Origin of the sequence: Stappia sp. WLB 29, from assembly GCF_023507705.1 — a bacterium.
Taxonomy (GTDB): Bacteria; Pseudomonadota; Alphaproteobacteria; order Rhizobiales; family Stappiaceae; genus Stappia.
Genome location: NZ_JALBGD010000008.1, coordinates 60716 through 72620 on the forward strand (window position 1 = coordinate 60716; position 11905 = coordinate 72620).

Annotated in this window: 11 protein-coding genes; 7 read left to right on the forward strand and 4 right to left on the reverse strand. The window is 67.3% G+C overall.

The features are described from left to right. Positions 1-14: 14 nt before the first annotated feature. The gene (locus MNI96_RS15515) at positions 15-818 is read left to right on the forward strand and encodes an IclR family transcriptional regulator (RefSeq protein ID WP_249694611.1); all 804 of its coding nucleotides are present in this window, start codon (positions 15-17) and stop codon (positions 816-818) included. Here the strand turns inward: MNI96_RS15515 and MNI96_RS15520 are convergent. From MNI96_RS15520 to MNI96_RS15530, 3 genes are read right to left on the reverse strand one after another with little or no spacing between them, the layout of a single operon-like run. Continuing rightward, positions 772-1734, reverse strand: coding sequence for a DMT family transporter (locus MNI96_RS15520; protein WP_249694613.1), 963 nt, complete (start codon positions 1732-1734; stop codon positions 772-774). The genes MNI96_RS15515 and MNI96_RS15520 overlap by 47 nt on opposite strands. A 2-nt stretch (positions 1735-1736) precedes the next feature. Further along, positions 1737-3437 carry an FAD-dependent oxidoreductase gene (locus tag MNI96_RS15525; RefSeq protein ID WP_249694615.1) on the reverse strand — a complete coding sequence of 567 codons (1701 nt, stop codon included), beginning with the start codon at positions 3435-3437 and terminating at the stop codon, positions 1737-1739. Between the two features lie 29 nt (positions 3438-3466). Next, a complete protein-coding gene (locus MNI96_RS15530) occupies positions 3467-4219 on the reverse strand; it encodes an SDR family NAD(P)-dependent oxidoreductase (RefSeq protein WP_249694617.1) in 753 nt (250 codons plus the stop codon). Between the two features lie 170 nt (positions 4220-4389). Between MNI96_RS15530 and MNI96_RS15535 the strand changes: the two genes are divergently transcribed. The 3 genes from MNI96_RS15535 to MNI96_RS15545 all read left to right on the forward strand — a co-directional run bounded on the left by MNI96_RS15535 (position 4390) and on the right by MNI96_RS15545 (position 7433). Beyond that, entirely contained in the window at positions 4390-5421 is a 1032-nt protein-coding gene (locus MNI96_RS15535) for a TRAP transporter substrate-binding protein (RefSeq protein ID WP_249694619.1), read from the forward strand. Between the two features lie 99 nt (positions 5422-5520). Then, positions 5521-6093, forward strand: coding sequence for a TRAP transporter small permease subunit (locus MNI96_RS15540; protein WP_249694621.1), 573 nt, complete (start codon positions 5521-5523; stop codon positions 6091-6093). Further along, positions 6093-7433, forward strand: coding sequence for a TRAP transporter large permease (locus tag MNI96_RS15545; RefSeq protein ID WP_249694624.1), 1341 nt, complete (start codon positions 6093-6095; stop codon positions 7431-7433). The genes MNI96_RS15540 and MNI96_RS15545 overlap by 1 nt, the downstream gene beginning before the upstream one ends. A 116-nt stretch (positions 7434-7549) precedes the next feature. Here the strand turns inward: MNI96_RS15545 and MNI96_RS15550 are convergent, their stop codons facing one another. After that, positions 7550-8578 (reverse strand): LacI family DNA-binding transcriptional regulator, encoded by a 1029-nt coding sequence (locus MNI96_RS15550; RefSeq protein WP_249694626.1) that lies wholly within the window; start codon positions 8576-8578, stop codon positions 7550-7552. A 505-nt stretch (positions 8579-9083) separates the two neighbouring features. On the opposite strand from MNI96_RS15550, the gene MNI96_RS15555 reads away from it, so the two are divergent. The 3 genes from MNI96_RS15555 to MNI96_RS15565 all read left to right on the forward strand — a co-directional run bounded on the left by MNI96_RS15555 (position 9084) and on the right by MNI96_RS15565 (position 11905). Continuing rightward, positions 9084-10364 carry an amino acid ABC transporter substrate-binding protein gene (locus tag MNI96_RS15555; protein ID WP_249694628.1) on the forward strand — a complete coding sequence of 427 codons (1281 nt, stop codon included), beginning with the start codon at positions 9084-9086 and terminating at the stop codon, positions 10362-10364. Between the two features lie 69 nt (positions 10365-10433). Beyond that, positions 10434-11177 carry an ABC transporter ATP-binding protein gene (locus MNI96_RS15560; RefSeq protein ID WP_249694630.1) on the forward strand — a complete coding sequence of 248 codons (744 nt, stop codon included), beginning with the start codon at positions 10434-10436 and terminating at the stop codon, positions 11175-11177. Next, positions 11177-11905, forward strand: coding sequence for an ABC transporter ATP-binding protein (locus MNI96_RS15565; protein ID WP_249694632.1), 729 nt, complete (start codon positions 11177-11179; stop codon positions 11903-11905). The genes MNI96_RS15560 and MNI96_RS15565 overlap by 1 nt, the downstream gene beginning before the upstream one ends.

The following is an 11905-nucleotide window of genomic DNA, read 5'->3' on the forward strand; positions in this document are numbered from 1 at the left end:
TGAAGGAGTTGCGCTTGGGTGCCGAGGCAACGTCGAAGCCGCGAACGCCGCGCGGCGTCCAGTCCGTCGAGACCGGCGGCGCAATCCTGATGGCATTGGCGCAGGCCGGCGGGCCGCTGAAGCTGAAGGACCTTGCCGAGACGCTCGGCATGGCGCCTGCGCAGCTGCACCCCTATCTCGTCAGCTTCCGCAACATCAACATGGTCGAGCAGACCGAGACCGGCCAGTACCAGCTCGGCCCCTTCGCGCTGTGGCTCGGCCTCACGCGGCTGCGCAACCAGAACGCCTATCGCGAGACGTTGCGCCGGGTCCCGGCGCTGGCCGAGGAACTGGGCCTGATGGTGGCGGTCAGCGTCTGGGGCCTGCACGGCCCGACCATCGTCTATATCGAGGAGACGGCGGCGCGCATCCACTCCAACGTGGCGGTCGGCGGCACGTTCATGCTGACGATGACGGCGACGGGCAAGATCTTCGCCGCCTTCCTGCCGAAGTCGACGACGGAGCCGCTCGCCCGCGCCGAGCTGCAGGGCGTCGAGCCCTCGCTCTACGGCGTCCCGATGGTGGACGAGGCGACGTTCCGCAAGGAAGTCGCCTCCGCTTGCGAGAAGGGCTACTCGATCACCCGGGACGCGCCGATCCCCGGCGTCAGCGCCATCGCGGCGCCGGTGTTCGATCACACCGGCATCATCCAGCTTTCCGTTACGGTGATCGGCCCGACCAACTTCATCGATCTCGCCGAGGACGGGCCCTGCCTCAAGCGGCTGATCGAGTTCACGAAGGACCTGTCGCGCGATCTCGGCCACGTCCCGCCCGCCTGATCAGCGCGCCGGCAATGTCGAGCGAAAGCACGAGGCCGCTGGCCGCGATGGCGACGCCGGCAAGCTGCAACGCGCTCGGCCACTGACCGGCGATCGGAATGGCCAGCAGCACGGCCAGCGGCGGGATCATCGCCGGGAAGAGGCCGGCAAGCCCGGAGCCGAGGCGGCCGATGGCCGCCGCATAGAGGATGATCGCCAGGCTGCCGCCGAGCACGCCCTGGTAGAAGCCCTGTTCCAGCCACTTGGCGACCGGCAGCGCTGCCGGCTCGAAGAACAGCAGATAGGCGGGCAGCAGCACGAGGGTGGTCGTTGCCGAGGCCGCGCCGATGGCCTCGACCGCCGGAAGGCGCCAGCGGCCGATGAGATAGGTGAACAGGCCCCAAAGCGTCCCCGACCCGACGAAGCACAGGTCGCCGACCAGCGTCGCGGTGTCGGCCGACTTGGAGGGCGCATTGTCGGCGGCGATGGCCAGCAGCCCGCAGATCAGCACGGCCATGCCGATCTTGCGGTTGAGGCTCATCTTCTGGCCGTCGAGGACCAGCGGCAGCAGGTTGGCGACGATGATCGTCATGCCCGGCGAGATGACCACCGCATGCGCCAGCGGCGCGATGCCGAAACCGGTGTTGAACAGGAAGGCGAAGGGCGGGCCGATGGCGATGGTGAGCAGCGCCAGCCGGGGCAGGGTGAGGGCGCCCGTACGGGAGCGGCGCAGCAGCATCAGAGGGACGAGAAGCAGCGCGGCGACGCCATAGCGCAGGATGGCGAGGTCGGCGCTGGAGAAGCCGTCCGACCGGCCGATATCGACGCCGATATTGTAGAAGGCCCAGGCGATGGAGGCCGAAAGTCCGAGCAGGACACCCGGAAGCAGGCGGCCCGGTTGTCCCGGGCCGCCCGTGTCCGTTGCGATGGGGGGCATGGTCAGTCGTTGGCCCCGGCCATGTGGCGTGCGGCGATGTAGCCGAAGGTGATTGCCGGGCCGAGGGTGATGCCGCCGCCCGGATAGTTGCCGCCCATGATGCTGAGCGCATCGTTGCCGGCGGCATAGAGCCCGGCGATCGGCCGGCCTGCCTCGTCCAGCACGCGGGCATTCCCGTCGGTCTTGAGGCCGGCGAAGGTGCCGAGATCCCCGATCACCAGCTTGACCGCGTAGAACGGGCCGTTCTCCACAGGCGCGACGCAGGGGTTGGGCTGGTGCTCGGGATCGCCGAGCGAGCGGTTGTAGGAGGTCGAGCCCTTGTGGAACTCCGGATCCTCGCCCTTGCGCGCATGCTCGTTGAAGGTGGCGACGGTCCGCTCCAGCTGCGCCCCGTCCGCGCCGATCTTCTCCGCCAACTCGCGCAGGCTCTTGCCCTCGAACAGGTAGCCGGAGCGGATCAGGCCGCGATAGGGCACCGGCGCCGGCTTGACGAAGCCGAGGCCGTATTTGCGCAGCGTCTTGTGGTCGGCGATGAAATAGGCGCAGATCTCGCCGCTCTCGGCCTCGCAGGCCTTGCGCATCGCCTGGCAGAAGTCGTGGTAGGAATCGGCCTCATTGACGAAGCGCTTGCCCGACCGGGTCACCGCGATGACGCCGGGCTTGGAGCGGTCGACGAAATGCGGGAAGACGCCGAGCGTGCCGTCGCGGCGCGGGGGACGCGACACCGGCACCCAGGCCGCGTTGTTTGGCAGGTCGTCCTTGATGGCGGCACCCACTGCCGAGCCGAGGCGCAGGCCGTCGCCGGTGTTGCCGGGAGGCGCCGGCGACACGTGCTCGTGGCCGGACGGCGAATGCGGGAACAGCTCCTTGCGGCGCACCGCGTCCTGCGGGAAGCCGCCGGCCGCCAGCACCACGCCCTTGCGCGCGGTGACTTCCACCGGGCCTTCCGCGGTGTCGACGATGGCGCCGGTGACGATGCCGCGCTCGTCGCGCAGCAGCTCGCGCACGCCGGCACGGGTCCAGATCGGCACGTTCATGTCGAAGCAGGACTTGGCGAGCCGCGCAACCAGCGCATTGCCGTTGACCAGGCGCATCGGCCGGCCGTGGAAGGCCATGTCCTTGAGGAACTTGAGGAACAGCTTGGCGACATAGAAGGCCGAGATCGGCGACTTGGTGACACGGAAGAAGTGCAGCAGCTCCTTGCCCGAGCCGATCATCATGCCGAGGAAGGTGATCTCGGCGAGCGGCGGCCGTAGACGGCGGATCTCCTTGCCGAGCTCCCGCCCGTCGAAGGGGCGGGCGACGATGGAGCGTCCGCCCGGCATGCCGCCCGGTGCGTCGGGATGGTAGTCGGCGAAAGTCGGGCCGAGGTCGAACTGCAGCGAGGTCTTCTCCTCGAAGAACTCGACCGCCTTGGGACCGGCTTCCAGGAAGGCGTCGACACGGGCCGGATCGAAGAATGCCCCGGTCTCGTGCTGGAGGTAGGTGCGGGCCTTCTCGGGCGAATCCTCGACGCCGGCGCGCTTGGCCGGACCGTTGCACGGGACCCACATCCACCCGCCGGAGCGGGCGGTGGTGCCGCCGAAGACCGGCTCCTTCTCCACCACCAGGACATCGAGCCGGCGGTGGGCGGCCGAGACGGCGCTGGCGAGGCCGCCGGCGCCCGATCCGACGACGAGAACGTCGCAGCTGTGCTTCTTCATTGATACAAATCCTTGAAAGGCGAGGCGGGTCAGGCCGCCAGATAGCCGCCGTCGACGGGCAGGATGGTGCCGGTCACGTAGCTGGACATGTCTGAGACGAGGAACAGGACGGGGCCGACGAGCTCGTCCGGCTGGCCGGTCCGCCCGAGCGGGGTATGGGCCATGAACTTGCCGATGGCCGCCTCGTTGCCGCGCGTGTGCTCGGTCATCGGCGTGTCGATGACGCCGGGGGCGATGGCATTCACCCTGACGCCGCGCGGGGCGAACTCGTGGGCCAGCGCCTTGGTGAACTGGCCGACGGCGCCCTTGCTGGCGATGTAGGCGGAGATGCCGAAGCCGGCGGACAGCGACATGATCGAGGCGAGGTTGACGATTCGCCCGCCGGTCGCCTCCAGCTGCGCCGCATAGGCCAGCACCATGTTGCGCGGCCCGTCGACATTGACGCGGAACGTCTGGTCCCACTCGCTCTCGAAGCCGGGATCGCCGAAACGATGTCGCTTCAGGATGCCGGCATTGTTCACCAGGATGCGGGCTTCGCCCAGCTCCGCGCGGGTCTTCTCGGCAAAGGCGCGGGCGGCCTCAAGGTCCGACACATCGCACTGCGCGCCCAGCGTCTTCACTCCCTCCTGCGCGCCAAGAGCGGCGGTTTCCGCGGCGGCGTCGGCGTTGATGTCGCAGACCGCGACATGCGCGCCGGCCCTTGCAAGACCCAGCGCGATCGCCCGGCCGTTGCCCTGTCCCGCGCCCGTCACGATGGCGACGGAGCCCTCGACTCCAATCATGGGCCTCTCCCTAAATTAGTGTATTGCTAATCCGTTTGATTATAGATAACACTTGAGTTAGGCAAGCGGGAGGTTGAAAAAAGCCGAACGCTGGGCCGGGAGGCCGCCGGACGGCGCGGCAAACAAGATCAAAGAGACGCCCCGTATCGGGGCGCGTTAGGGAGGTCCTGATGAAGGCACGGCTCGCATCCGCCGCGTTGGCGGCTACCATGCTTACGGCTGCTCCGGCGCTCGCCGACAGCTACGACCTGCAGAGCGTTTTCGGCCTGCAGGTGCCCTCGATCGGCCAGAGCCCGGTCAAGTGGGCCGAGCGCGTCAAGCTGATGACCGACGGCGCCATCGACATCAAGGTGCACGGCGCCGGCGACTTCGTGCCGCCGTTCGAGGTGTTCGAGGCGGTCAGCACCGGTGCGATCCCGATGGGCTTCGACTGGATCGGCTACTGGGCGAGCTCCATTCCCGTCGCCAACCTCGTGGGCTCCATGCCCTTCGGCCCGACCCCGGAAGTGGCGCTCGGCTGGATGTTCGAGGGCGGTGGCCTGGAGATCATCCAGAAGGCCTATGACCCGCATGGCGTGAAGATCATCCCGTGCCACCTCGTCGTCCCGGAGGCCGGCGGCTGGTTCAACAAGGAGATCAATACCGCTGAGGACTTCAAGGGCCTCAACATGCGCATCGCCGGCCTCGGCGGCCAGGCTCTCGCACGTCTCGGCGCCAACACCCAGCTCGTGCCGGCCGGCGAGATCTTCGTGTCGCTCGAGACCGGCCGCATCGACGCGACCGAGTTCTCCGCGCCGCAGCTCGACATCGGCTTCGGCTTCGAGAAGGTCGCCAAGACCTACTACTTCCCGGGCTGGCACCAGCCGTCGAGCTGGGACTCCATCATCGTCAACATGGACGTGTGGAACGGCTTTACCGAAGGCCAGCAGCAGATCATGATCGAGGCCTGCAAGGCCAACATCACGGCGAACCTCGGCGACCAGATCCACCAGCAGGCCGTGGCCATTGCCAAGGTCCGCGAGGCCGGCGTCACGATCAAGCGCTTCCCGGACGAGGTGCTCGCGGCGCTGCGTACCGCTTCCCAGGAAGTGATGGCCGAGGAAGCCGCCAAGGATCCGATCTTCAAGGAGGCGCTCGACTCGCTCAACGCCTATATCGAGCGCGTCGGCGAGTGGGGCGAGCTGCAGGCCCTGCCGCGCTGATCTCCCCGATTTCTCGGAAAAACAACGGAGCGGACGGCATCCTCATGAAGGGTGCCGTCCTTTCGCAATGATACGCCGTGCAAGCCTACGGAGGTCGCCGTGTCCGAACTGAGCCGCAAGGCGGGGGAGGTTCTCGCCTTTCCCGGCAAGATCGTCGGCTGGCTGGTGCTGCCGCTGATCGTGTCCGTCTGCGCCGGGGTGCTCGCCGCCAAGCTCGGCGTCAACCGTCTCGCCGACTGGGGTGCCAGCATTCCGCTGTTCGATACCGGCATCACCGTCAACACCCTGCTCGACCTGCAATGGCATGTCTTCGCGCTTGTCGTGCTGTTCGGCGGTGTCTACGCCTATCGCGACCGCAGCCATGTCAGCGTCGACTTCATGGCCTCGAACTTTTCGCCCCGCACGCGGGCCATCGTCGATCTGGTCTGCGACCTCATCTTCCTGCTGCCCTTCTGCGCCATCGTCGTGTGGTTCGGCACGCGCTTCGCCCACCGCGCCTATGTGACGGGCGAGGGCTCCACCTATGGCGGCATGATCGACCGCTGGATGATCAAGGCCTGCATTCCCATCGCCTTCTCGTTGCTCGGGCTTGCTGCCGTGAACCGCATCGTCGGCACCGCGATCGGACTGGTGCGCGGCGACTTCTCTTCCAAGGACAAGAAGGGCTCGTGATGGAAGACGCTTTCTGGCCGCTGCTGATGCTGCTCGGGCTGATGGGCGGCATCTTCGCGGGCTATCCCGTCGCCTTCGTCCTCGGTGGCATCGGCATCCTCTTCGCCGTCATGGCCGGCGTGCCGCTGGTCTTCCTGTCGACGACGGTGGCGCGCATCTATTCCGGCACGCTGACCAATTGGCTGCTGATCGCCATCCCGCTCTTCGTCTTCATGGGGCTGATGCTGGAGCGCTCCGGCGTCGCCGAACGGCTGCTGAAGTCGCTGGCCTCGGTGTTTCGCGGCATGCCCGGCGGCTACGCCTTCGCAGTCGCCATCATCGGTGTGGTCATGGCCGCCTCGACCGGCATCATCGGTGCCTCCGTCGTGCTGATGGGCATGATGGCGCTGCCGACCATGTTGCAGAACCGCTACGACCCGAAGATCGCGACCGGCCTCATCGCCGCCAGCGGCACGCTCGGCATCCTGATTCCGCCGAGCATCATGCTGATCGTCCTGGGCGACCAGTTGCGCGTGTCGGTCGGCGACCTGTTCATGGCCGCCGTCGGGCCGGGGCTGCTGCTCGGCGCGCTCTACATCCTCTACCTGGTCTGCGTCGCGATCTTCCAGCCGCACCGCATGCCGCCGGCCGAAGTCGCCGACCCGCTGCCGTTCTGGCGGGCGGCCGGAACGCTGGCGCTCGACCTGCTCGCGCCGGTGCTGCTGATCGTCTCGGTGCTCGGCACCATCGTCGCCGGCATCGCCACGCCGACCGAGTCCGCCGCCATCGGCGCGTTGGGCGCCATGGTGCTGGCGCTGGTCTCGCGCCAGCTCGACTGGGCAACGCTCTATGCGGCGCTGCGCGACACCACCAAGACCACCGCGATGATCATCTTCGTCATGCTCGGCGCGACCGTCTTTTCCGTCGTCTTCCGCAAGCTCGGCGGCGATGCGCTGATCGCCGACCTTTTCGCGGTGCACGAAGGCAACCCTTACGTCGTGATCGTCATGATCATGGCGCTGGTCTTCGTGCTCGGCTTCTTCCTGGAATGGGTCGAGATCACGCTGGTGGTGGTGCCCATCGTCGCCCCCGTGGTGGCGGGCCTCGACTTCGGCCTGACGCCGGAGCAGACGCTGATCTGGTTCGCCATCGCGCTGGCGGTCAACCTGCAGACCTCGTTCCTGACGCCGCCCTTCGGCTATGCGCTGTTCTACCTGCGCGGCATCGCGCCGGAAGGCGTTTCCATCGGCACGATCTACCGGGGCGTCATTCCCTTCGTGGTTCTGCAGATCGTCGCGCTGGCCGCGGTGATCTACTGGCCGCAGGTCGCGCTCTACATTCCGCTCGCCCTGGCGAAATAACCGTCAAGCCGCCGCCCGCCGGGCGGTGGCCGGACCAGTCCTCCCAAGCTGCCGGACCGGCGCTTCCGTCCTTGCACGGAAGCCGCTTGTCCGGCGCGGTCCGTTCTGGAGAGCCCTCAGGCGAGGGAAGGGGGCGCGACGCTGCCGCGCTCGACGAGGCCGACCGGCAGGATCGTCGCCTGCGGCACACGCTCGTCCGGCCGCTCGATCAGCGACAGCAGCAGCCGGGCAGCGATGGCGCCGGCCTCGAACTGCTGGATGCGGACTGTCGTCAGCCCCGGCGGAATCAGCTCCAGCAGCGGCATGTCGTTGAAGCCGGTGATCGAGATGTCCTTCGGGCACGAGCGGCCGATCGACTGGAAGAACGACATGGCGCCGAGCGCGAGACGGTCGTTGGCGCACAGCACCGCCGTCGTGCCGGGCGCGCGGGCGTGGATCTCGGCAGCGCAGCGCCGGCCTTCCTCCTCGTCGAACCGCTCCGCCTCGGTGATCATCGTGTCGTTGGGGCCAAGGCCCGCCTCGTCCACCATCGCCTGGAACGCCTTGAGCCGCAGCCGTCCGGTGGAAAGCTCCGCCGGGCCGGCCAGATGCGCGATCCTCCTGTGCCCCTGCCGGCGCAGGAGTTCGAAGACGAGACGGATGCCTTCCTCCTCGTCGTTGATCACATAGGGGATGTTGGTTTCCTCGATGCGCCGGTTCAGCGTCACCACGGGCAGTCCCTGGCGCGCCGCCTCGACGATCCCCGGATCGCTGCGCAGCACGGCGGTGTGGATGATGCCGTCGACGCCGCGCTCCTGCAGGATCTCCAACAGCCGCTCTTCGCGCCGCGGCTGGCTGTCCGTGTTGACCAGGATCGAGGCATAGCCGGCCGCCTCCATCACGCTCTCGATGCCGCGCACGATGGGCGGGAAGATCATGTTGGTGATGTCGGGGATCATCACCCCGACCGTCATGGTCTTCTGCTTGCGCAGGCTGAAGGCGACGCGGTTGGGCCGGTAGCCGAGCGTGCGGGCCGCTTCGCGCACCCGCTCCACCACTTCCTCCGACAGCGAGGAGCGGGAGGAGGCGTCCAGCGCCCGCGAGACGGTCGAGGGATGCACGCCGGTTGCCCGGGCGATGTCCTTGAGTGTGGGCCGTTTTCTCATGCCGCGCGCTGCCTGGTTGCGATCCTGTTTCCTGATATACCGGCCGAGGGGCGTTTCTGCAATCGATTGCATATTCTATATTGACGCATGCGAAATCGGGTGATAGCGATATGCAATCGATTGCGTAAATCGCATCGTTCGATGGCTGTCGTGCCGCAAATGCGATCCCGTCCGGCGGCTGCGCTTGCAGTCCAGGGGCGCGCAAATGCGACCGAGCAGGCTCTTCGGGCCGGCCGACGCCATCATGAGATTTGCAGCTTCGCCGCAAAGGCCCTCAAGGGCCGGCGATGGGCGGGCATTTCGACACGCGGTGCCGCGACGGAGGAGGTCGCGGCCGGCATCTCCGGATCCAGGACGGACAATAGGGATCCGGCACAGGCAGGCGAAGATGTGCAATCGATTGCATACAGCTTCCAGGCGGGAAGTCTCGGGCAGTCGGGGCGCACGGGTCCTGCCGCATCTGCAAGACCGCGACCCTTCGGTCGCGGCATGGGAGGAGGAAACCATGAAACATCTGACTGCGCTTTGCGGCGCGACCGCCCTTCTGCTCGCCGGCACGGCGTATGCGCAGGATGCGGCCCCGCTCAAGATCGGCGCCTCGCTGCCGCTGACGGGCAATTTCTCGATTGCCGGCGCCAAGCACCGGGCCGGCTACGAGCTGTGCATCGACATGATCAACGAGCGGGGCGGCATTCTCGGCCGCAACGTCGAGCTGGTCGTCTCGGACAACCGCTCCGATCCGGCCACTGCGATCAACCAGTACGAGCGCTTCATCAATGTCGACGGAGTGGAGGCGGTCTACGGCACCTTCTCCTCGCGCCTGTCGTTCCCCGTCGCCAACATCCTGGCGAAGAACAACATGGTGCACCCGCTGCCGGCCGGCGGCGCGCTGCGCATCTATACGCAGGGCCACAAGAACATCTTCTACTTCCAGCCGAACGCGGCCGAATATGTCGGCGCCTCGCTGGCCGGCGTGATCCGCGACCTGGTGCCGGAGGGCGAGCGCCCGAAGACCGCGGCCGTGATCTCCGCCGACGACTTCTTCGCCAACGGGGTGTGGGCGGGCCTTCTCGGCGAGAAGGTGATGGACCCGGCCGACGGCAGCGAGGTCGCCGACCTCGCTCCCGGCTATCTCGCCGACAGCGGCATCGAGGTCGTGTTCTCCGAGCGCTGGCCGGAAGAGGGCTTCAACGACTGGCTCAACCTCGCCAACCAGGTGAAGCGCGCCAATCCGGACCTCATCATCGGCCTGACCGCCTCCGCCGAGGAGGCCGTACAGCTGACCCGCGCGCTGAAGACCGTCCGGGCGACGCCGAAGATGGTCTATTTCAGCCAGGGCACCCAGGCCGAGTTTCTGGAAGGCACCGGCGCCAGCGCCGAGGGCGTGCTGGTCCACACCTCCTGGCACAAGGACGCGCCCTTCGAGGCGGTGCTCGGCGGCCAGCCCTTCTCCAACCTCGACTTCGTGGCGGCCTATCAGGAGCGCTTCGGCGAGGTTCCGGACGAGGACGCGGCCATTCCCTTCGCCGTCTGCCAGGGCATCGAGCAGGCGATCCTGGGGGCCGGAAGCACCGACAATGCCGCCATGGGCGAGTGGCTTTCCGCCCGCACCCGCGAGGAGCCGGTTCGCACCATCCTCGGCCGCTTCAACTGGGATGACCGCGGGCTTCCCGCCGACAAGCCGTTCCTGATGACCCAGTGGAACGACGGCGAACTGCAGTTCGTCTACCCGACCGACGAGTTCGTCGGCGTCGACAAGCTGAGCCATCCCAAGAACGGCTTTTGAGCCAAAGCCTCTCCCTCCGGACCCGCACCCTGCTGCGGGTCCGCCCGGACTGACGAAGAGGATTTCGCCATGCTTGAGGTCAAGGGCCTTTGCAAGCATTTCGGTGGCATTCGCGCCGTCGACAATTGCAGCTTCACCGTCGAGCGCGGCTCGATCACCGCCTTGATCGGTCCCAACGGCGCCGGCAAGACCACCGCCTTCAACTGCATCAGCCGCACCACCCGCCCCACCAGCGGCGAGGTCTGGCTCGACGGCGAGCGCATCGACCACCTGCGCCCGCACCGGATCACCCGTCTCGGCCTCAGCCGGACCTTCCAGATCAGCCGCAACCTGGCGGACATGACGGTGCTGGAAAACGTCATCGCCCAGTCCCGCGTGGAGGGGTGGCGGGACCTGTTCAAGCCGGCGATGAGCTCCTCGGAGATCGACAAGGCGATGGGCCTGCTCGACTTCCTCGGCATCACCCGCATTGCCCACGAGGACGGCTCCAACCTGTCCTATGGCCAGAAGAAGCTGATGGATCTGGCCGCGCTCCTGATGAGCGATCCGAAGATCATCCTGCTCGACGAACCGGCCGGCGGCGTCAACCCGTCGCTGCTGGAGGAAATCGTCGGCCATATCCGCCGGCTCAACGATCAGGGCCTCACCGTGCTCATCGTCGAGCACAACATGGACCTGATCATGCGCCTGTCCCACCGCATCGTCGTCATGGCGCAGGGCACCGTCATCGCCGACGGCCGCCCGGACGAGGTGCGCGAGAACCCGGCCGTGCTGGATGCCTATCTGGGCGGCGTTCTGGAGGAGGCTGCGTGATGGCCGAACTTCTCGAAGTCGAAAGCCTGACCGCAGGCTATGGCGATGGCCCGGCGATCCTCGACGGCGCCCATCTCACCGTCCAGCCCGGCAAGGTCCATTGCATCATCGGCCCCAACGGCGCCGGCAAGTCGACCCTGCTCAAGGCGATCTGCGGCATGCTGAAGATCCGCCAGGGCGACGTCCGCTTTCGCGGCGAGAGCCTCAAGGGGCTGCGGCCCGACCAGGTCCTGCGCCGCGGCATCTGCTTCGTGCCGCAGGAGCGGGCGCTGTTTCCCAAGATGACCGTGCGCGAGAATCTGCGCATGGGCGGCTATTCGCTCGCCGACAAGTCGGGGCTGGAGCGCCGCATCGACGAGATCGAGGAGCGCTTCCCGATCCTGCGCGAGCGCCGCGACCAGCATGCCGGCACCATGTCGGGCGGCCAGCAGCAGACGCTTGCCATGGCCCGCACCCTGATCATCAAGCCGGACATCGTCATGCTGGACGAGCCCTCGCTCGGCCTCGCGCCGAAGATCGTCCAGGAGATGTTCGACATCATGCGGGTGATGGCCTCGGAAGGCATCACGATCCTGCTCGTCGAGCAGAACGCCCTGATGGGGCTGAAGAATTCCGACTGGGGTGTCGTCCTGGACCTCGGCCGCACCCTGTTCGAGGGGCCGGCGGCCGACGTGCTCGCCGATCCCCGCATCCAGGAACTTTATCTCGGCGGCCGCAAGGCGGCCTGA

What these genes read in the sequence shown, in the direction of transcription:
- MNI96_RS15520 (WP_249694613.1), bottom strand. Translation starts at nt 1,734, where the DNA reads ATGCCCCCCATCGCAACGGACACGGGCGGCCCGGGACAACCGGGCCGC.
- MNI96_RS15525 (WP_249694615.1), bottom strand. Translation starts at nt 3,437, where the DNA reads ATGAAGAAGCACAGCTGCGACGTTCTCGTCGTCGGATCGGGCGCCGGC.
- MNI96_RS15530 (WP_249694617.1), bottom strand. Translation starts at nt 4,219, where the DNA reads ATGATTGGAGTCGAGGGCTCCGTCGCCATCGTGACGGGCGCGGGACAG.
- MNI96_RS15535 (WP_249694619.1), top strand. Translation starts at nt 4,390, where the DNA reads ATGAAGGCACGGCTCGCATCCGCCGCGTTGGCGGCTACCATGCTTACG.
- MNI96_RS15545 (WP_249694624.1), top strand. Translation starts at nt 6,093, where the DNA reads ATGGAAGACGCTTTCTGGCCGCTGCTGATGCTGCTCGGGCTGATGGGC.
- MNI96_RS15550 (WP_249694626.1), bottom strand. Translation starts at nt 8,578, where the DNA reads ATGAGAAAACGGCCCACACTCAAGGACATCGCCCGGGCAACCGGCGTG.
- MNI96_RS15555 (WP_249694628.1), top strand. Translation starts at nt 9,084, where the DNA reads ATGAAACATCTGACTGCGCTTTGCGGCGCGACCGCCCTTCTGCTCGCC.
- MNI96_RS15560 (WP_249694630.1), top strand. Translation starts at nt 10,434, where the DNA reads ATGCTTGAGGTCAAGGGCCTTTGCAAGCATTTCGGTGGCATTCGCGCC.
- MNI96_RS15565 (WP_249694632.1), top strand. Translation starts at nt 11,177, where the DNA reads ATGGCCGAACTTCTCGAAGTCGAAAGCCTGACCGCAGGCTATGGCGAT.